The 21,150-nt window shown below is 38.4% G+C and carries 17 protein-coding genes; 6 read left to right on the forward strand and 11 right to left on the reverse strand.

Features of this window, described 5'->3' with window-relative positions:
• Window positions 1-10 precede the first annotated feature (10 nt).
• From KQI58_RS07190 to KQI58_RS07205, 5 genes are all read right to left on the reverse strand, one after another.
• The gene (locus KQI58_RS07190) at window positions 11-778 is read right to left on the reverse strand and encodes a tyrosine-protein phosphatase (protein ID WP_216407789.1); all 768 of its coding nucleotides are present in this window, start codon (window positions 776-778) and stop codon (window positions 11-13) included.
• 18 nt (window positions 779-796) lie between these two features.
• The gene (locus tag KQI58_RS07195; protein ID WP_216407790.1) at window positions 797-1,501 is read right to left on the reverse strand and encodes a CpsD/CapB family tyrosine-protein kinase; all 705 of its coding nucleotides are present in this window, start codon (window positions 1,499-1,501) and stop codon (window positions 797-799) included.
• 9 nt (window positions 1,502-1,510) lie between these two features.
• Window positions 1,511-2,299, reverse strand: a complete 789-nt coding sequence (locus KQI58_RS07200) for a YveK family protein (protein ID WP_216407791.1) — start codon at window positions 2,297-2,299, stop codon at window positions 1,511-1,513.
• Window positions 2,300-3,179: 880 nt separating this feature from the next.
• Window positions 3,180-3,356: a hypothetical protein gene (locus KQI58_RS22615; protein WP_253295822.1), complete on the reverse strand. Its 177-nt coding sequence runs from the start codon at window positions 3,354-3,356 to the stop codon at window positions 3,180-3,182.
• A 74-nt stretch (window positions 3,357-3,430) separates the two neighbouring features.
• Window positions 3,431-4,198, reverse strand: a complete 768-nt coding sequence (locus KQI58_RS07205; RefSeq protein WP_253295823.1) for a TPM domain-containing protein — start codon at window positions 4,196-4,198, stop codon at window positions 3,431-3,433.
• 298 nt (window positions 4,199-4,496) lie between these two features.
• Between KQI58_RS07205 and ahpC the strand changes: the two genes are divergently transcribed.
• Both ahpC and ahpF read left to right on the forward strand, forming a co-directional pair.
• Window positions 4,497-5,060, forward strand: a complete 564-nt coding sequence (ahpC, locus tag KQI58_RS07210; RefSeq protein ID WP_216407792.1) for an alkyl hydroperoxide reductase subunit C — start codon at window positions 4,497-4,499, stop codon at window positions 5,058-5,060.
• A gap of 9 nt (window positions 5,061-5,069) precedes the next feature.
• Window positions 5,070-6,608, forward strand: coding sequence for an alkyl hydroperoxide reductase subunit F (gene ahpF, locus KQI58_RS07215; protein WP_216407793.1), 1,539 nt, complete (start codon window positions 5,070-5,072; stop codon window positions 6,606-6,608).
• 309 nt (window positions 6,609-6,917) lie between these two features.
• On the opposite strand, the gene spx is transcribed toward ahpF, so the two are convergent.
• From spx to KQI58_RS07230, 3 genes are all read right to left on the reverse strand, one after another.
• Window positions 6,918-7,343: a transcriptional regulator Spx gene (gene spx, locus KQI58_RS07220; RefSeq protein WP_216407794.1), complete on the reverse strand. Its 426-nt coding sequence runs from the start codon at window positions 7,341-7,343 to the stop codon at window positions 6,918-6,920.
• A gap of 887 nt (window positions 7,344-8,230) precedes the next feature.
• Window positions 8,231-9,406, reverse strand: a complete 1,176-nt coding sequence (locus tag KQI58_RS07225; RefSeq protein WP_216407795.1) for a 3D domain-containing protein — start codon at window positions 9,404-9,406, stop codon at window positions 8,231-8,233.
• 193 nt (window positions 9,407-9,599) lie between these two features.
• On the reverse strand, window positions 9,600-10,379 hold the full coding sequence (locus tag KQI58_RS07230; RefSeq protein ID WP_216407796.1) for a putative ABC transporter permease: 780 nt from the start codon (window positions 10,377-10,379) through the stop codon (window positions 9,600-9,602).
• A 579-nt stretch (window positions 10,380-10,958) separates the two neighbouring features.
• On the opposite strand from KQI58_RS07230, the gene KQI58_RS07235 reads away from it, so the two are divergent.
• From KQI58_RS07235 to KQI58_RS07245, 3 genes are all read left to right on the forward strand, one after another.
• Entirely contained in the window at window positions 10,959-12,497 is a 1,539-nt protein-coding gene (locus KQI58_RS07235) for a helix-turn-helix domain-containing protein (RefSeq protein WP_216407797.1), read from the forward strand.
• Window positions 12,498-12,659: 162 nt separating this feature from the next.
• Window positions 12,660-14,384 (forward strand): ABC transporter ATP-binding protein, encoded by a 1,725-nt coding sequence (locus KQI58_RS07240; protein ID WP_216407798.1) that lies wholly within the window; start codon window positions 12,660-12,662, stop codon window positions 14,382-14,384.
• Window positions 14,381-16,138 (forward strand): ABC transporter ATP-binding protein, encoded by a 1,758-nt coding sequence (locus KQI58_RS07245; protein ID WP_216407799.1) that lies wholly within the window; start codon window positions 14,381-14,383, stop codon window positions 16,136-16,138. Before KQI58_RS07240 ends, KQI58_RS07245 begins: the two co-directional genes overlap by 4 nt.
• A gap of 229 nt (window positions 16,139-16,367) precedes the next feature.
• Here the strand turns inward: KQI58_RS07245 and KQI58_RS07250 are convergent, their stop codons facing one another.
• Genes KQI58_RS07250 through KQI58_RS07260 form a run of 3 tightly spaced genes read right to left on the reverse strand, consistent with a single transcriptional unit; the run spans window position 16,368 to window position 19,167 of the window.
• A complete protein-coding gene (locus KQI58_RS07250; protein ID WP_216407801.1) occupies window positions 16,368-17,087 on the reverse strand; it encodes a DivIVA domain-containing protein in 720 nt (239 codons plus the stop codon).
• 6 nt (window positions 17,088-17,093) lie between these two features.
• The gene (locus KQI58_RS07255; protein ID WP_216407803.1) at window positions 17,094-17,696 is read right to left on the reverse strand and encodes a DivIVA domain-containing protein; all 603 of its coding nucleotides are present in this window, start codon (window positions 17,694-17,696) and stop codon (window positions 17,094-17,096) included.
• On the reverse strand, window positions 17,686-19,167 hold the full coding sequence (locus tag KQI58_RS07260; protein WP_216407805.1) for a glucosaminidase domain-containing protein: 1,482 nt from the start codon (window positions 19,165-19,167) through the stop codon (window positions 17,686-17,688). The genes KQI58_RS07255 and KQI58_RS07260 overlap by 11 nt, the downstream gene beginning before the upstream one ends.
• 1,547 nt (window positions 19,168-20,714) lie before the next feature.
• Here KQI58_RS07260 and KQI58_RS07265 point away from each other — a divergent pair.
• The gene (locus KQI58_RS07265; protein WP_216407807.1) at window positions 20,715-20,999 is read left to right on the forward strand and encodes a hypothetical protein; all 285 of its coding nucleotides are present in this window, start codon (window positions 20,715-20,717) and stop codon (window positions 20,997-20,999) included.
• Window positions 21,000-21,150 lie beyond the last annotated feature (151 nt).

Consider the following 21,150-nt stretch of genomic DNA (forward strand, 5'->3'; position numbering starts at 1 on the left):
AACAAACTATTTAATTAAAGAATTTGAAGCGTGATTCCTTGATCATTGTAAATTCTGGACGTACAACTTCATCACCATTAACTAAGTCTCTTGCCATCTGCTGCATCTCTTCAACCATTCTCGCTCCACCGATTTTATGAATTTCTTTGTAGGCTTCTTTCATAAGAAAGGTTCGATGTTTTAGATTGTGCGCGTCAGAAGCAACCATATACAACATATTGTGCTTCAACATGAGCTTTGCTGTCTTTTGAATATCTTTCCCAAATACGCCGACAATACTCGGCGCAGTTAATTGTGTGAGTACACCCATTTGGAGAAACGGGATTAAGCGGTTCGGTTCTTTTCGAAAAACCGCATTTCGCTCCGGGTGAACAATTACTGGTACATGCCCATTACTCATCAATTCAAAAAAGAGCTGCTCCGAATACTCCGGCACGTCGCCAGAAGGGAATTCAATCAAAACGTAGGTATTGTCTAGATCAGTAAACAAGATTTCTTGATTTCGAATATCGTCTATTAGCGAACCCGTGATCCGTACTTCTTGTCCCTCAAGCAAAGTGAGAGGAATATCATTTTGGTCCAATACGCTTTGTAACTCATTAACCCTAGTAATAACCTGCTGAGCAGGATTGGAGTATTTACCATTATTATGATGCGGTGTACACATTAAATGAGTGATCCCTTGACTAACTGCTTTTTTAGCCATTGCGATGCTATCATCTATCGTTTGAGCACCATCATCGACACCTGGTAAAATATGACTGTGCAAATCAATCAATTCTTCCACCCTCTTGTACTATTTATCTGTACCATAGTAGTAGTAGCCTTGATCATTCGCATCTGTACTACCGTTAAACACAGCACCCAATACATTGGCATTAACCATGGATAGCAGTTCACGAGCCTTTTGCAAAGAATCTTTGCGGGTAACATTTTCACGTACGACCAACATCGTACCATCCGCTTTAGAGGCAACGATTTGGGCATCGGTTACCGCTACGATTGGCGGCATATCAAAGATCACAAAATCATAATCAGCTCTCAATTCTCTGACCAATTGATCCATTCGAGTTGAACCTAATAGTTCTGATGGATTGGGTGACTTTGGACCACTTGTCATTACATATAAATTTGGAACAACGCTACGTTGAACTGCCTCGCTCACATTCATATCTGTACTTAAAACATTACTCAAACCCACCCCATTATTTAATAGGAAGGTTTTGTGTACTGTTGCTTTCCGCATGTCCGCATCCACTAATAGAACGCTTTGTCCTGAATTAGCAAAAACCACTGCAAGATTGGCTGCTGTCGTTGATTTCCCTTCACCTGGGCCTGACGAAGTGATTACTAATGTCTTAATTTGTCGATCTGCTGAAGACGCAAATTGGATGTTTGTACGAATCGTACGATAGCGTTCTGATACCGGTGAACTTTTATCTACTAAAGTGATCAGGCTGACTGCCTGTGCTACATCAGATTGTTTCATTCTTTTAGCCATAGTTACCTCCTAGACCCGTTTACGTCTGCGACGATCAAGAGTCATGTCTGTTTCTTTTTTAGGAACTTCTCTTTTAGTGATTGTTGATGTTGGTTCACGACGAATTTTAGCGTTCAATTCTTTTTGTGTTAATTCTGGAACATTTCCTAAAAGCGTTAAGCCAAATTCATCTGTTATTGTTTTACTTTCTTTAACTGTACGATCTAATAATTCCAGAAGAACCGCTAAAAAGATTCCTAACATCAAACCAAGTAATAGTCCCACAGCAATAGTTAGCTTTTTATTCGGAAAAACTGGTGAGCTGCTTGCTACCGCCTGAGAGATAATTGAAATACGATCGACATTCAGCACATCTTTCGCATTAGCCTTAAATATCTCAGCAGTTGTATTTGAAATATTCGCTGCTTCTCTCGGGCTTTTGCTTGTTGCTATAATTGAAAACATTTGAGAGTTTTGATTTTGTTCTACCTTGATACTATCTTTAAGGTCATTGGTGTTCATTTTCAACCCATACTCAGAACTTAATTTCTCAGAGACTTCTTTGGTTACCAAGTCCCCAGTGATAATGTCTTTATATGTATTGATCATCTGCAAGTTGGTATTCACGTCATTGGCATTGGTTGTTTCTGTTTGCGGCAATGTGACCACCAACTGTGCTTGTGAACTGTATTTCGGTGTTAAAATGAAAAAGGCTAATAGACCAGAAATCAAAAGGCCTGCTAGTCCTCCTAATATGATTAACCCAATCCTCTTCCTTAGTAGTTCAAATAATTGTTTGATACTGATTGTTTGTTCCATAAGACCCTCAACTTCCCTAAAATTTACTTTTTTCCCTTTGGTTAGTTCCCTTAAATAGCAGCCATATTATATCAAATAAGCTTGAAACGAAAGGCATTCCTTTTAGAAATTTTAGCTTCTTTTTTCAACAATTTTTATAAAGAAAAAGAACTTTTCTATCTCGATCCGTCCTCTTTGAATCCTTCTACAAGTGCTACTCTATATGAAACTAGGCTGTTTTCTTTTTCATAAAAAAACATGATAATTACTTCTTTATTACATTAAAACACAGTTTTCTTGTTTTTTATACAATAAACACCAATCAAAAATACAATGTTTTTTTGTTTATGCATTCACTTGTGTGTTTACACATTTATTCTATTTTAACTTAAAAAACACAATCAACGTTATTATTATAGTTCAGACAGACTGCAATATCAATGATTATTTAAACAACCAATATAATGTTATATGCACTATTTATTTCAGAAAAATATAAAAGAATTAAAAGCATTTTCATATATTATAATTAATTTGTATTTTAATTCACTATTATCCTTAAATAAGAAAGGGGTTACCTAGACTATTAGGACTCTACAAATAATTAGACTCTTTATTTTTGTCACAGTTGAAATATGTTTGAGACAATTAAAATAGTTGAAATAATACCGATTTAAGGATTTATCGACTACTGTTCTGAAGCTTTGACGATTTTTTAATAAAAAATATAGTAGAATTTGCGCTACTTTGTCCATTACTCCCTTTAAAGTACCTTATACTAGTTATCCTTTAGGAAAAACTCATGCAATCCTTCATCTATCTATTTTAATAGGAAAAGAAACGCTTAAAATCTGTACTTCCTCTAACGTAAAAAACTGCTGAAAATAATTTCTCAACAGTTTTACCAATCTGAACTTGCACCGCCAGTGCTGCCGCCGCCAAATGAATCTCCCCCGCCTGACGAGCTTCCACTGCCATATCTGTCACTGCTGGAGCCACCCTCATTCCACAAATCCTTGTGATGATAATACACGGAGTATTGCTTCATTTCTTTCTTTTTCTGCGTAAACAAATCCATGAGCTTCAAGGTTCCAAAAGCATAATAGAAATGGTAGTAACGTGGCTTTTTATTTTTTAGCCGCTTATAGCGTTTCACAATTTTTTTCTAGCAATCAATACTTCCGGTTCTTTACTATGAATCATTTTTCTAACCAAATAGCGTTGAAATTTCGGATCATCTTTCTCTAAATCATTTTTCAACTCAGCAGCAAATTCTCTGCGGCTTTTCCAATAGCTGTAAAGCTTCAATACTGGCGTCTCTAGAAAGGCATAAATAATCACGATCACAACCAGTGCCGGAAAGACATAGTTGCGAATAATCTGCCAAGCACTTTTACCTGCAAAATGTTTTTCAAAGAACCCTGGTTCAAAATCCTTGATCGTTTTTCTTCCTATTAAAATGTGATTAATATTACCTGTAACGATTTTGATCCCTTCATTATAATTTCCCCCGCGAAAATAGTCCTTTGCTTCTTCTGTCATAAGATCCATCGCCAAGGCATCAGGGATATCTCCTTCCAGACCGTAGCCTACTTCAATCCGTTGTTTACGATCCTTTACCGCAATCACATACATGATTCCAGAATCATACTCTTTATCCCCAACTCCCAGTTGATTGAACTTCTCATTGGCAAAGTTCTCGATCGACTGATCAGCTGGCAGTTGTTTCAAAGTTACCACGGCTAGCTGAGGACGTAGCTCCAATTCTTTATATTTTTGATTGTATTGATAGATTTGTTCTTTCGTTTCGGAGGACAGGACATTTGCATGATCCTCCACATAGATATTCTCTGCTTGGACTGTGCCGCACCAGAATAATCCTATTAGTACCAACGAAAGAAAATAAAGTACCCGCTTCATTTTCTCACCCACTTTACTTTTCCTCAATTATGGCGGTTCTTCGCTTACCGTGCAATCACTTTTTCCTTACTTTGATTGCTTATGAATGAAAAGACCCTACTTGCAAAAAATCTTTTTTCCTATATTATTTCGCTTTTTTGGATAAATAGTTTCAGAAATATGCCAAAAAAGCATTTACAATGGAATCGTTTTTTGTTTATAATTATTTTAAATAAAAGAAGATCAATACTAGTTTTTTCAGATTTTCTTTTATCAATTACGAGAATATTTTCTCACTATTAAACAGGAGGGTACATTCATGTCATTAATCGGAAAACAAGTTGAAGCGTTTCAAGCACAAGCCTATCGTCAAGGAAAATTTATCGAGGTTTCTGAAGAAGTACTACAAGGCAAATGGTCCGTCGTTTGTTTTTATCCAGCAGATTTTACTTTTGTTTGTCCAACAGAATTAGAGGATTTACAAGATCAATATGAAAAATTACAGGAGTTAGGTGTTGAGGTGTATTCTTGCTCAACAGATACTCATTTCACGCACAAAGCATGGCATGACACATCAGATGCCATCGGTAAGATCAACTACACGATGATCGGTGATCCTTCTCATCATATCTCACGTATCTTTGATGTGTTAGATGAAGAAGCAGGTTTGGCACAACGCGGAACCTTCATCATTGACCCAGACGGCATTGTCCAAGCAATGGAAATCAATGCTGACGGAATTGGCCGTGATGCCAGCAGCTTGATCGACAAAATTCGCGCAGCGCAATACGTTCGCACTCATCCAGGTGAAGTTTGTCCTGCTAAATGGAAAGAAGACGGTGAAACGCTGAAACCAAGCTTTGACTTAGTCGGCAAGATTTAAGGTGCTCCTATGTTAGATAATGAAACGAAGGAACAACTAAAACAATATTTAGCCTTATTAGAATCAAAGATCGTTTTTTCAGCAAGTTTGGATGAATCTGAAGAGTCGAAAAAAGTAGAAGATTTCTTGGCTGAAGTCGCGGCGATGGATGATAAAATTTTGATCGAAACCAAGAATTTAAAACGGACCCCAAGCTTTGAGATTAATCAGGTGGGCGCAGATGCTAGCGGCATCGTCTTTGCCGGTCTACCAATGGGACACGAATTTACTTCATTCATTCTAGCTTTGCTGCAAGTCAGCGGTCGGGCACCGAAGATTGATGATGTGCTGATTCAACAAATCAAATCGATTGATCGGGAGTTAGCATTTGAAACCTATGTCAGCCTAACCTGTCATAACTGCCCGGATGTCGTCCAAGCGTTGAACATTATGTCTGTGTTGAATCCAAAGATTTCGCACACTATGATCGAAGGCGGGATGTACCAAGCAGAAGTTGATGAAAAGGAAGTCATGGCCGTACCGACTGTTTTTCTAAACAATGAAGAATTTGATAGCGGTCGAATGACGATCGAACAGATTATCGAAAAAGTCAGCGGACCTTTGAGTGCGGATGAATTCGCCGATAAAGAAACCTTTGATGTTTTAGTCATCGGGGGCGGTCCTGCCGGTGCCAGTTCAGCAATTTATGCTGCTCGTAAAGGAATCAAGACCGGAATGGTCGTGGATACCTTCGGCGGTCAAGTCTTAGAAACGCTGGGAATCGAAAATGTGATCGGCACGCCTTACGTGGAAGGTCCACAATTAATGCGTCAAGTGGAAGAACACGTGAAGCGGTACGATGTGGACATTATGAAGGGTCAACGTGCCAAATCTATTCAGAAAAACGACTTGATCGAAGTGGAATTAGAGAACGGCGCACAATTAACTGCGAAGTCTGCGATTCTTTCAACCGGTGCCCGTTGGCGTGCCATCAATGTTCCTGGTGAAAAGGAATTTAAGAATAAAGGCATCGCTTATTGTCCACATTGTGATGGCCCATTGTTCAAAGATAAAGAAGTTGTGGTGATTGGTGGCGGAAACTCAGGGATTGAAGCCGCCATTGACTTAGCTGGATTAGCGAAACATATTTATGTACTGGAATTTCTTCCTGAACTAAAGGCCGATCAAGTGTTGCAAGAAAAGCTTTACTCATTGTCGAATGTCACGGTAATTACCAATGCAGCAACGAAGGAGATCACCGGTTCTTCCCATGTTGAAGCATTAACGTATACAGATCGCCTAACGAATGAGGAACATACCTTGAATGTTGAGGGAGTCTTCATCCTGATCGGACTAATGCCGAATACTGAGTGGTTAGCCGATACCGTCGCTTTGAGCGATCGTGGTGAAATTCTAGTGGACAAACATGGCGCAACCAATGTAGAAGGCATTTTTGCCGCAGGCGATTGTACAGACAGCGCATATAAGCAAATCATTATCTCGATGGGCTCTGGAGCAACCGCTGCCCTCGGTGCATTTGATTATTTGATTCGACAAACAGTTAGTTAGTAGAATAAGCCTCATTTTTCTAAAAACAGAAAAATGAGGCTTATTTTCGTTTCATGCTCAATACACTGCAAGAAGCTTAACTCGCAGCTAGCTCAGTTGAATGGTAATCATTTTTCCAAAAGCGTGAAAAATGACTTCTATTCTCGTACGCATACGATTAGGCTAAACTGCTTGTTCATTAATTTGTTAAAAAATCATATCTATACTTCAAACTTAATACACTGCGAAAGGCCTAACTCGCAAAATAATCCCCATCCTGTTCCTACCAACAAAAAAGAACGGGATGGGGATTCATCTATATTTATGTCTTTATACAAGACTTTCTTTTTTCAGATCCATATAGAGTAAAACTCTAGACATTTTTTTCGAAGTCACTCTACGAACTTCTCTCGGAATAAACTGATGTATCTCATCTTCGTTGTAACCTACTTGGAATTTCGTTTCATTAAAAACGAGTGGTCGTCTCAATAAGCTAGGATATTTTTCAATGATAGTAACTAATTCACTTAGAGATAGCTCATCGAAATCAACGTCTAATTTTTCATAGACCTTTGAACGTGTGGAAATAATTTCATCTGTTCCTGTTTCAGTCATTGAGAGAATTTCTTTAATTTCGTCCTTCGTTAACGGATTAGACATAATATTTCTTTCTTCAAACTCAAGTCCATTTTCTATTAACCAAGCTTTTGCTTTCCTACATGATGTACAACTAGCTGACGTATACAATTTAATCATTTTACATTCACCCTTCTAATTCATTATTTTAATAACACGAGTTGTTCTACACCTATTACAATACAAGATTTACAGGCATATGTTAAACAATTCACTTTCTTAAGTATCAAAAAATGATACTTAGTCACAATGAAAAATTTTATATTATAACTTAAAATAATACTTATTCTAAATAAGGTATACATGACATGATAGAAAGATTATAAGTAGTACAAGCTTTATAAAGTTTCTTGTATAGAAACATTAGATAACACTCGTAATGTTTAAAAGAGGTGATTACTCAATTATTTCTTTAACAAAGTAAAAGATGATTGAGGATGATAAAATAGTTCTTTTTATTATTATTTAGTTTTTCTCCTAAATATAAGCTAGCATTGTTAATGTTATTAGAGGTCTCTAAGTGATCATTTGAATGACTATGGTATCAAGTTCTGTTTGTTATAATTATTTCCATTTTTCTGACACGCTATGTTCGTTTTCCAAAGAATCTATGATTACGTTTTAGTGTAGTCAATAGCTTTCTTACTATTTACTATCTCTAAAACGAATAATTCCGCGAATCAAACGGTTCTGTTTGAATATTAAGCAACAATTGAACATATTTATGTGTCATCATCAATAATTTGCCATTCGGACCTATTTTCCAATAACGATTTTTTTACCTACAATTTAGCTCTTCTACATTTTTTAACCGAGTCTGAATTAACATTTTTGGTGTGTAACACCTAGCTCTGTGATTGAAAGCTTTTTAGTTTAACTTCACAAATAAGTTGGACGTAGAACAAATAGAAAGTCATTTAGATAATCTTATCATTCAGAATAACGACTAAATACGCAAAAAAAGCACCGTCTGAAATCCTATGATCTCAAACGGTGCTTAACTTGTCTTAACTAATAACGGTCACAGTTACTGAACGACGTCCCCATTGGATACATTGTTCAACCGTTGGAAAATGGACATCAATAATATTTCCTTTGATGGCACCACCGGTATCACCAGCGATTGCAATTCCATAGCCAGATACTTCTACCATTGAACCTAATGGAATGACACTTGGATCAACAGCTACAACCTGTGGGTTTTGACGTAAGTCAATCCCCATCGCTGTAAAAAATGTATTCACTGACTCTGCACATGAATAACCCGTTGATTCCATTTGCATCGTACGACCGGATGTCGTCGGTGTGCTTGGTGCTGGTTGCGCTGGTTCTTGTTTTGGTTGTTCACTTGTTTGTGTTGTTTGTTGTGAACTTGACGCTGATGCAGCTGGTTTTGACGCTTGAGCAGAGGCTTGCGATGACGCTTCAGCCCTCGCCTTTTCTTGTGCCTGTGCTGTCGCAGCTTTTGATGCTTTTTCAGCTTCCGTCGCTTTTGCTTCTTTCTCCGCTTTTTCCGCTTGTGCTTTTTCAGCAGCTTGGCGGGCTTTTTCTACTTCTTTGTCTTGGCTGATTTTTTCTAAGCTAGTTTTATTATCGGCTAACTCTTGCTTCAAGTTGGCCATTTTTTCATCTAACTTCGTCGTTTCAGCTTCCAGACTTTGACTATTTTGTTTTAATTGGGCTTGTGTTTTTTCTTGTGTTGCTTTTAGTTCGGTTAATTTGTCTTTAGCCTCGCCTAGACTAGCAACTTTTGTTTTCTCTGCATTTTGGATAACGGACATCGCAAAGGCACGATTCAAAAACTCACCAAAATCCTTTGATTCCAATAATGCATTAATCGAACGATCCGTCATACCATTGACTTGAGCAGTTTTCATCCGCTCTGCAATTGCTTCTTTACGCTGTTCAATCTTTTTTTCTGTTTCCACAATATCTGTTTTGGTCTTTTCCAAAACTGCTTCATTCTCACTAATTTTTGTCCGAATATTGTTAACTTCTTGATATTTTTCGTTGACATCATTCAGTGCGATCTGTAATTCTCCGCTGATTTTATCACTTTGTTGAGCGATTGCGGATTCTTTTTTATCTAACTCATTCAGTGACTCTGCCTGTGCAAAGACTGGTAAAAGTACGTTAGCACCCAACAATAGCGTGGCAACGAACCCAAACATTTGCTTTCTCACTTAAAAGTCCACCTTTCTATTTACCCTCAGTTATTATACGAGAAAATGACGGACTTTTTGTTTCACCAACATTACATTTCATTACAAAATGATCGGTGTTTTAGTAACATTTGTTTTATTTTCCTCAAATCGCACAAAAAAGATAGTCCCTTCAAGCTTTGAAGGGACTAATTTTTGTCATATTTTTGTAATATTATTTTTTCCGTAGCTCTTTAGATAACTGGCGTATCTCCGTTAAAGGGCTTTTTATTTCCTTCGATTTCATATTTGGGAAGCTATTCAAGAAGCGGCGTTCTTGGAAATTCAGCCTTGGCAGTTGTTTACGCCACTCAGGCTGTTCTTTGATTTCAGCCATCCAACCCTGGCGACGTTCTTCTGCTGCTACCTTTAATTCTCCAAGATCTGCTTGCAGCTGTTCTTTCTTATCTTGGATCGTAGCACTCATCTTGTTTATCGCCTGACGCAATGATGCAAGGTTCGCTAGGGTAAAACCTAGATCAAAACTTGTTACCATTAATAGAAGCATTGGTAGAAAGATACCAAAACGCTGCTGCCAGATACTAACGACACTCATTAAATAAGGATTTAAAACACGAACGATAAACACACAGGCAATGCCCCAAAAGATGGAGACTGGTACGGCCACCCGTCCATTGATATTCAATGGAACATCCTTATAATCCCATAATGTCAGATGAAAAATTTTCTCTAATAAAAAGCTGGTCAGATATTCCAAGGCGGTCACGAGAATCAGCGCTAAGAAAAACAGGAGCACGATATTCTGCTGATAGGGTTCAATAAAATAAAGCACGCCAACGACTCCAAAACCGTAGATTGGTGTGATTGGTCCTAATAGGAAGCCGCGATACACGAAATGTTTCGCCTTGATCGAGCAATAAATCGTCTCCCATAACCAACCAATAAATGAATAGCAAAAAAATAAGAGCACAATGATCGTAAATATTTTTTCCATTTTCTTCCTCCATTAAACGAATGCTTGGCTTTCATTATTCCACGGATAGTCAGAAAATGCTAGTTTCATGGGTAAAGCTTCCACAATGTGCCTTGTGCTTAACTTCAGAAAGCATCTTGCCTGTCTAACTTTTGAATTCTCTATAGCGGTTCTGCATAACCTTGTGGATAGACCGCTTCAACTGTAGCAGCGAAAACTCTTGTAGCTGCCTTTCAGTTAACATTTTTTCGCTAACTAGACTTGTCCATTAAGCGTTGTATTTTCTGTAGCCAATTTTTCGGAAAATTTCGTTGACTCAACCCAACGAAGTAAGTAATCGACTATAAAAATGGCTGATTCAACACATTAGAAAGCACTTATTTTTTTCATGTATTTACAATTAAAGCTTGTTTTTAACGGTTCCTCCCTTTATGATTTTTATATAGAAAACGTTTTTATCGAAGGACTATTGTTACTATATCTGTATATTTATTTTAAACATTGTCACTTTCAGTAATTGAAAATTATCGATTTATTATTTTCGTAAAAAGTTTTATTTAGTCAAAAATATTGACTTCAAAAAAGTAGGAGGTAACGACGATGGATTTTCGCACAACTTTAGGAACCAGCAATAAACGCCGCTTGTTGTTGTTAGAGCATTTATACTATCAACGAGATGGTCTATCTAGTGCTCAATTATTAAGCTTGCTGAACTGTTCCCTGCCGATCCTATTGAACGATATCGATTTGATCAATTCTGAAAAACCAAATGTCCTCCAAATTCTCAAAGTGAAGGGCTTGTTTCGTCTTGTCATGGATAAATCAATGAGCCTCGGGAGTATCTATGCGGATTTTCTAAATGCCTGTCCTGAATTTCAAATCATCGAGGAACTTCTTTATGAAGAATGCGAAAATATTACTGCACTCTCTAAAAAACTATATTTAAGCTCTTCTAATACTCAACGCTATTTAAAAAAAATCGAAACTACCCTAACTGAAGCAGGAATGGAACTTCATTATCGTCCACTACGATTAGAAGGAAACGAAGGTGAAATTCGAAATTTCTATTACCGCTTTTATACTGAACGACAAAGTGCCTTCGAAAGTACTCTGCCTAAACTACCGACTGAGCATTATCACATCATCGAAACATATATCCAAGAGTTTATCGAAATGAACTGTATTCATGAGAAATATGTTTATGAGAAACGTTTGATCTACAATATGTATATTAGTTTTTGGCGACTAAAAAGCGGACATGAATTTCCTAAAAAAGAATTAAGAAGAAATGCCATTCTTCTTCCAACAGGTATTTCCTATAATAAATTAAAGCAGGCCGTTAAAGAAGGGGTAGGATTGAAGCTCACTATGGACATGATTCAAGACACTCTCTGGCTAACTTTTTCAGACGCTATTGTCTTTAGTTTGCTACATCGAGAAGTCGCATTACTGGATAATCCTAAATACCGAAGATTATTCGTGCAACACTATGCTTTAGCTAAAGAATTTGATGAGATGTTAGGAAATCGCCTCAGCAACTTGAATCGTTTAGATATCGCCACTGTTTTATGCAACGATTTATACTTGTGTGATCCAAATGGAAAATATATTGGCGTACTCTGGCGTAATCGTTCTGTATTTGTCGAACAAGCTTCAAAGGTTTATCAGCGCGGCGTTCAAAAAATCCGTACATTGGTAGAACGATTTGTGAAAAAATATAATATGTATCAAGAAAAAGACTTTATCCAAAATTATGTGTATCTATTAATCACGACAGAAGTATATAGTATGGAATGGCTGGCAAGTCAGGATCAACCGCTAAAAATTTTGTTATTATCTGATTTAGCACCAACAGAAGAGACCTTTTTAGCAAAACAGATTTCTGAAAATATCTATGGTAACTTCACTATTACGCACTTTGAAAAATTATCGGGTGGTTTACCTAATCTAAAAAAAGAATTGAAAAATTATGATTGTCTAATCACAACAGGTTCATCCGAAGGTTTGCCAAAAGATTACCCAGTCGTCGTGATTGATCCATTCATCACTAATCAAAGCAGGAATTTCATTCAAGAAACAATCAGCGATCTCTCAAAGCAACATGAGCTATCTAAAATTGAAGAAGTTACAAAGGAGTGAAAGAATTTTTCACTCTTTTTTATTTGACCTGTCTTCTAAGCAATGAATAGCTTTTCTGACAATTCTAAGTATATTCTTCGGACTTGTTTGACAAGTAAGTTACAATAGAAGCGATCCTATTTGGTTTGGTCGCTTATCTACTTATACATTGGAGGAACTTACATGTTTCAGCTTTTACGTTACGCCAAAGATTATCGCAAACAGATCATCCTTGGTCCTTTTTTCAAATTTTTGGAGGCCGTCTTCGAACTGGTTCTGCCATTGTTCATGGCGCGCTTGGTCGATGAAGGGATCGCCCGCCATGATCAAAGCAGGGTGATCGAGATGACAGTCGCCATGCTGGGTCTATCGATCGTTGGACTGCTCTGCGCTTTAGTCTGTCAATATTATGCTTCGATCGCCTCACAGGGTTTTGGCACGGTTTTACGGAATCGCCTGATGGAAAAAATCAACAGCTTTTCCCATAATGAGTTGAATCGCTTCGGCACGGATACCTTGATCACCCGCATGACCAATGACATCAATCAAATGCAGGGAGCTCTAGCGATGCTGGTTCGTCTGGTCGTTCGTGCGCCTTTTCTAAGTATCGGTTCAGTCATCATGGCCTTTTATATTGATTGGCAAATGGGAATTATTTTCTTGATCCTGCTGCCGCTATTTTGTTTAATCCTCTTTTTGATTATTCATTATTCGGTGCCCTTGTACAAAAAGATTCAGCAAAAGCTCGATCAGTTGAATCAATTGGTTACTCAAAATCTGAGCGGTGTCCGCGTGATTCGCGCCTTTGCTCGGACAAAGACAGAAACCAAACATTTCAATGAAGAAACCGAAGTCATTTCTCGCTTAAATCAGCGAGTAGCGAACATTTCTGCGCTGCTCTCTCCTAGCACGACCTTAATTATGAATGCCGGCGTTGTTGGCCTGCTCTATTTCGGCGGCTTCAAAGTTAATATTGGTCATTTAGAGCAGGGACAAGTCTTGGCCTTGATCAACTATATGAACCAAATGCTCCTAGCCTTGATCGTCGTTTCCAACCTAGTCGTGCTCTTCACTCGCGCAGCAGCTTCTGCCAATCGGATCAATGAAGTCTTTGCTACCGACACGACTTTAGCTGATGATGGCAAGATTAAAGAAGCTGACGAACAAGCGCCTTTGATTGATTTTAATCATGTCGATTTTCGCTATACAGAAAAATCAGGACTTGCTTTACAGGATGTTTCCTTCACCTTACAGGAAAACAAAATCCTCGGTATTACCGGGGCAACAGGTAGTGGAAAATCTACCTTAATCAGTTTGATTCCACGTTTCTATGATGCTTCCAAGGGAACGGTGAGCTTCGCTGGAGGTAATGTTAAAGATTGGACACTGGACAGCTTGCGTTCAGAAATAGCAATCGTCCCCCAAACAGCAGTCTTATTCAGCGGAACCATCCGGGAAAATCTGCAATGGGGTAAATCCGACGCAACAGATGAAGAATGTTGGCAAGCATTAGCCACTGCTCAAGCCAGTGAATTCGTCGAAACCTTGCCAAAAGGATTAGATACAATGATCTTGGAAAATGGGAAGAACTTCTCTGGCGGACAGCGCCAGCGTTTGACGATCGCCCGCGCATTAATCCGCAAACCAAAATTGCTGATCTTGGATGATTCCTTATCCGCCTTGGATTATCAAACAGACTTAGATTTACGCCAAGCATTAAAACGTGATCTAGATTGCGGCGTGATCATTATTTCCCAACGCCTACGTTCAATCCAAGACGCTGAAACGATTCTGCTGATGGATAATGGAAAAATCGCAGCACAAGGAAAACATGAAGTCTTGCTGCAGGAATCCACACTCTATCAAGAGCTGGTCAAATCTCAAGCGGAAGGTGGTATTGTTCAATGATTAAGAAGAAAAACTTTTTTCTTTCGTTAAAATTGTTCATGCCTTACTTGTCTGCTTATCCGAAGGAATTGATCACGGCAATTATTCTAGGAATCGCCAGCGGGATAACTTCCGTATTAATGACCTATTACATTGGTGTCGCTGTCGATCAAATGGTCAATCAAGGAGCCGTTGATTTTCCTCGGCTCTTCCAAATTCTTCAATTGTTTATCGGCATCTTTTTAGTAACGGTGGTCAGTCAATACTTCATTCAACGTTTGGGAAACACCGTAGCGTTTGACTCAGTCGCTAAGTTACGGGAAGAAACCTTCACTCATTTGAATAAGCTGCCATTGAGCTATTACGACCAAAGCTCAAAAGGCGATATCGTCAGCCGCTTTACGAATGATATGGATAATATCTCTACTGCGATCTCTGCGGTCTTCAATCAGGTATTCTCCGGGATGACTGTCGTTTTGGTGGCTTTGGTCTTTATGCTGTATCTAAGTCCAATGTTGACACTAGTTGTATTGGTAGCAACGCCGATCATCTTTTTGATCACCTATATCGTGGCTCGTACTTCGCAGCAGTACTTTACCAGCCAGCAGCAATTAGTCGGTTCGATCTCTGGTTTTATTACAGAAATGGTGGGCAATCAAAAAATCGTCAAAGCCTTCCAACGCGAAAATCAAAATCAAACGAACTTTGAAGCCTTGAATCAAGAGCTTTATGTACGAGGACAAAAGGCACAATTCGCGTCATCATTGACTAATCCCTCTTCACGTTTTGTTGACCATCTAGCGTATCTGATGGTTGGGCTCGTGGGTGGATTGTTAGCATTAAAAACTGACAGCGGAGTAACGATTGGGATCATTTCCAGCTTTACGATCTATTCCAGTCAATTTACGAAGCCATTTATTGAACTGTCTGGTATCACGATCCAGATTCAAACAGCCATCGCTGGACTCGACCGTTCCTTTGAATTATTGAAGGAACCCATTGAACAAGCCGATGATTCGGATGCGATTACGTTATCAGAGACGAAAGGAAAAGTTGTTTTCGATCACGTGGACTTTGCTTATCAAAAAGATCAACCCTTGATCGAAAACTTTAATCTGACGGTTGAACCAGGCGAAACCATCGCCATTGTCGGCAAGACCGGTGCCGGAAAATCGACACTAGTCAATCTCTTGATGCGCTTCTATGAAGTCGATCAAGGCAAGATCACGATTGATGGCACAGATATTCGCCATTTGACTCGCGATAGTCTCCGTCAACAATTCGGCATGGTACTGCAAGAAACCTGGTTGATGGACAGCAGCTTGCGTGCCAATCTGCGTTACGGCCGCAAATCAGCAACAGATGAAGAAATCTATGCTGCCTTAAAAGATGCCTATATGTATGATTTCGTGATGCGTTTGCCGGACAAACTAGATACGATCGCCGGCGAAGCAGGCATCAAGCTTTCAGACGGGCAGCGGCAATTGTTGACGATCGCCCGTACCATGATCAGTCAGCCATCGATGTTGATCCTTGATGAAGCCACCAGCTCCGTCGATACTTTGACTGAACAAAAAATCCAAAGTGCCTTTCTTACGATGATGAAAAATCATACCAGTTTTGTGATCGCTCATCGTCTGTCAACGATCCAAAATGCTGATCAGATCCTCGTACTGGATCATGGACAGATTGTTGAGATTGGTAGTCATCAAGAGTTATTGGAAAAAGATGGTTTTTATAAGAAGTTATATGAAGCGCAGTTTTCGCGAAGTTAACTTTTTTCAACTTTTAAAAAAGAGTTGTATAGTCCTTTAAATTCGGTAAATAATCCTTGGTATAGCTAGAAAAAAACAACACCATATGAGACAACCACAGATTTTTTACCATAATTCCGATAACAGGAAAAGCAATATCTTACAATTAGGTTTCATAATAAAAGTAACGACCATACTCTATTATTGCTGATAGAATATGGTCGTTACTTTTATTATGATCACTTATTTTCTATCCAATCCGCTTAGAAGTGAGCTTCAACACTTTTTCATATTCATCAGCTAGTGGCTGATTTATTAATTGATTTTCTTCAATAAAATCATCCAGTCCTTCAGAATATTTTTGAATTAACTTACTTCTAAGTGATAAAAACTCCTGCTTCAAGACTTGGGCCTCCTTTGAAACACGTTCTTTTGTGGCAATCATGTCTTCGTATTGGAGTTCTAGTTCGAAAAATTCCCTTTTTTTACTGGCAATTTGATTATTGAGCTGGTCCTTCTCATTCACTAACTCACCTAATTCGATTTGGAAATTTAATAAATGATTCATCTTAGCTGACTCTGCTTCTTGAATCAGCTTGTCTTTTTGTTGCCTAGCTTCTTCTAATAAAAGCTCCGCCTCCAGTTGGACAGTATCTGCGGTTTTTTGTGCTAATTCCTTCATTCTCTCCAGATCTTTAACCTCTTCTTCAAATACTTGAAGACGCTCATTGTCCATTTGAAGTTGCTGGATATCATCATTGAGCTTTTTGCTGGTCTCCTCGTGTGTTCGGTTGATTTCCTTCAATTGCCTGATTTCATCCTGATAAACTTCGATCTCACTATTTTTGACCTGATAGGATTCATAATCTTCCAGCACATGCCGCATAAAGTCCTCCACATCACCAGCACGGTAACCAAATAGTCGCCGGCGAAACGTCAATTCTCGGATATCCTTTGGTTTAAAATTCACCCTTTTTCACTCCTTCATTGGCTCTTCTGTCAGCTCTTCGTACTTTTCACGAATATCATTCATTAATCGGACATATTCCTGTTTAACAGTATCAATCGATGCCACAATCATCCGTTCACTGCCGATCAAGTCCGAAAAACTGTTCACTACTTCTGAACCAATCTCCTTACGCTTCATTTCCAGCTTTTTCAACTGTTCTTCGTAATACTGGTCCGCATTGGTAAGAATGAGTTGAGCCTCTTCCTTCGCCTGCTTTTCGATCCGCAAGGCGACTTTTTGAGCTAACGATAACACGGTGTCTTCATTTAGATTGTTCGACACGCTTTCTGTTTGAAGGTCAGTAAGCTGTTGCTTCAGTACCTGTTTTTCCTGCTTGGTTTTTTCCAAAGCTTGCGAACCTTCTGCCTTTTGTTTCTCTAGCTGACTGAGCAGTTCCTGCTTTTCCCTCTCGGCGGCTTCAGCTTCCTGTTTACTTCTGTCTAACTGTCGCTGGTAAGAACCGTAGTCCTTAGCAACATTGATCAAAAAGTCGTCGACGTCTCTTTTCTTGTATCCCATTGCACCACTTGGGAAGGTCGTATTCTTAATATCTTCTTCGTTAAATTTCATGGTCAACCTCTAAAAATAGAACCGATGCGGGATCAATCAACTGGTCTTGGCCTAATGACGCATCACGGCAAAGCTCAAAGTGCAAGTGACTTCCGGTGCTGTTGCCAGTACTTCCTACGTAACCGATAATTTGACCTTGCTCAACTTGATCGCCAGGTTTCACAACATATTGGGATTGATGAGCGTAGAGAGTTGTCATACCATCCTCATGCTCGATCACCACATAATTTCCCCAAGAATAATGGAACTCTGCAACATTGACGGTTCCTGATTTACTAGCGTATATTGATTCGCCCTGCGCTGCAGCCATATCAAGTCCTCGGTGGAACTCACTGCCTCGTGTGCCATACGGACTAGAGATTGTGTAGTTTTCCACTGGAATCGCATAGCCTTGCGCACTAACTGCAGCTTCCGCTTTTTCTTTGTCATACTCTGTTAAGTTGTAAGTCTCGATCAACCCATTCAGCTTTTGGTTGTAGGAAGTATCTGTCGCATAGCGTCCTGTTAAGAATTTCGTCGCATCTTCATAGGTCGTGGTGTTGGACTTCCATGTACCACTGTAGTAATCACTCCCGCCTGATAATCCTTCTTTCATCAGCTTAGCGTAGTCCTCAAAGCTTTCTTCATAGTTCTCATAAGCTCTGAATGCAGCTTGAATCGTGATCATACTGCCATTTCCAGTATCTTCTTGTGTACTGAAGGTGGCGCTCTTGCCGTTATGACTCCCCTTAATGCCAAACAAATTGTAGTTTGGTGCTTGAGCGAGCTGACTAGTACCAGATGCTGATTCCAAAATCGCTTGAGCAATCATAACTGAGGCATATAAGTCTTTCTCCTGTCCAATCTTGCGAGCAGGTTCACCTATCTTTTTAATGAAGCTTTCCACCGATTCATCCTTTTCAAAATGAAGAGCGCCGTCGCTTGCCTCACTAGCTGAAGGAACCAGTTCTGTGATCGTTGGTGTTTCGACCTGACTCACGATTGGTTGTTCAACACGTGCAGGCTCTGTTGGTTGATTTGTTGGATTATCAATATTTGAGTCTGTTGGTATTTTTGGTTCGGTTGGATTCGTTGGTTCTACCGGCTTCACTGGATCAATCGGTTCCACTGGTTTGACTGGTTCTTCTGGTTCCACAGGATCACTTGGTTCGGTTGGTTCAGTAGGCTCTGTCGGAGTTACTGGATCAGTCGGTTCGGTTGGTTCTATTGAATCGGTGGTGTTTTCGATTTGAGTGCTATCTGCCGTTTCGTTTACTTGATTTGTTGCTTGCGTCTGTTGAATAACTGTCCCTGTACCCTCGTTTACACTAGCCTCTTCTGCACAAAGTGCTACTGGTGCGCTATTTAATAGGATAGAAACGGATCCAATCAACGTAGTCGTGCCTCTCACTCCTGCCTTCACAAACCGTGGCTGTTTTCTCTTCGAACGATAGATTGTTTTTATCTGTTTTTGATAGTACTTCTTCTTCATAAAAATCTATTCACCCTTCTTTTCTCTATTAGCAATTTATTTCCTCTTGTTGATTCGCCTGATAGAAGTGAATCGGGACACATGGTTCATCAAGTACGATCTCATTCATTTAGTAAGGGAATCACTTCATTAGGTAATAGGGAAAATAATTCCCTACCACCGCACCATCTGCAAGTGACTCATATCCGGCACTACTTTGTATTAAATTCACAATCATCTTAGCTAGTAGGATAAAAGTTTGCTCAAACCTTTCCGGTCCTTTAGGTCTCTGCCTAATATGTTCAGAAAGAGTGGCTCCTTTCATTCATCCAAGTCTTTCCACAAATAGATCCTATTGTGCTTCGATTCTTCAGCCTTTGAAAAGATTCAATTGTCCTAACCTGTCCAATTCAAGCACATCGAAACTTGTAGTAAAACCCAATCGCGTCTCTTAGATAGAATTTATAATCAAATATTCACATCAATCTAAACGGAGTGTTATTTATAGTAATCAAACAAATCATTATTAATCCTAAAAAATAAGAACAAAAATAATCCACATATCATCATCTCATTGCTAATTACTCCCGAATTATATTATAGTATATTGTTTACCGGCGATCAATATTGAATAATAATATTATTTTATTAAAAACAGAAAATAAAATCGAGTAAACATAATTTAATTTCGCATTTTCGATAGTGGTGTATAAGGAAAAATCTCCTACACAGTCAAATAAGGATAATTATTCATGCGGGCCAAGGATATCAATATATAGATCATCTGATTCAAGAGGAGAATTTACTATATAGTCATTCTGAATGCCTTATGATACATCATTAGTTGGCAAAATAACCAAAGAATCATAAGACATCTACTGCGTAACATTACAAGTTGTAAAAGAGCAAGTAAGGAATAAAGCTTGATAATTCTACTTTATTCCTGTTTCTTGACAGACAATCCGTAAGAGTATTCCTTTATGCTTTCATGTTCATTAGCAATACAATATGTTCACATTAAAATTATTATCAATGGTTCTTTCTATAACTTCCTTTACCTTTTAGCATTATTCTTATTTATTTTCTATTTATATCATATAAAACTTAAACGATACATAAATAGAGATAACAAGATTCATATCGAATCTGCAAAAACTTGAAGATGCCTCCCGCATAAACAAACACTAAAACAACTTTGCCAATTTATCTTATCGTGTAACGACAAGCTGGAAGTGTTCGTTTTTTTGAAGAAGCACTCTTTAATTGGTATTCTTTCTAACCTGAACATAAAAAATCAAGGTAAAATTGAGTTTGAAATGATGGATCAAGTTCGTTAAAATTGGAAAAAGAAATGTATGAAAAAAATCTAGATGTAAAAAAACATAATATTTAAGTGATAGCAAACGATATCAGGAAAAATAGGTTGGATAGGGCATTGTACTCTGTTGCAACGGTCCGACTTAACTTTCCATTTTCTTCTACAAAGAAAAGTAGTGACTATCAAATATTTGTAATACCTGTACTAATAAATTTGTAGTCAGGCATATTCCAACGGAAGAAGGTCCAAGATGAAGGCTGGTGAATTATTAAAACAATTAACTGCGAATCCTTTTCATGAGGACTACAAGGGTATTTATACCCGTTTAAGCGGTAATCTGATTCAATTTACTACTGCAAAACCCGATGATGAAGGAAACCTTGTGTTTTTTCGTCAGAATAGAAAAGCTCCAATGACAATAAAGACATTATTTGCGATTTTACTTCTTCACAAAAATAAGCGGCTATTTTTTTGGAATAACAGAAAAATTGCTATATACAGGTACAGTGTAAATTGTGGGAAAATTATCGTATAAATACTTGATTTCTAAGATTCCTTTTCTAAAGCTATTAACTGAGTCAATTTTATAATTTATCAAACATCATCATACACATAATCAATTCTATTTTATAACGGATACGCCAGTAACTCACTTAAGTTGCAAAAAATTACGTTGCCAATTGACT

This window comes from Enterococcus raffinosus, from assembly GCF_018917525.1.
GTDB lineage: Bacteria > Bacillota > Bacilli > Lactobacillales > Enterococcaceae > Enterococcus_A > Enterococcus_A raffinosus_A.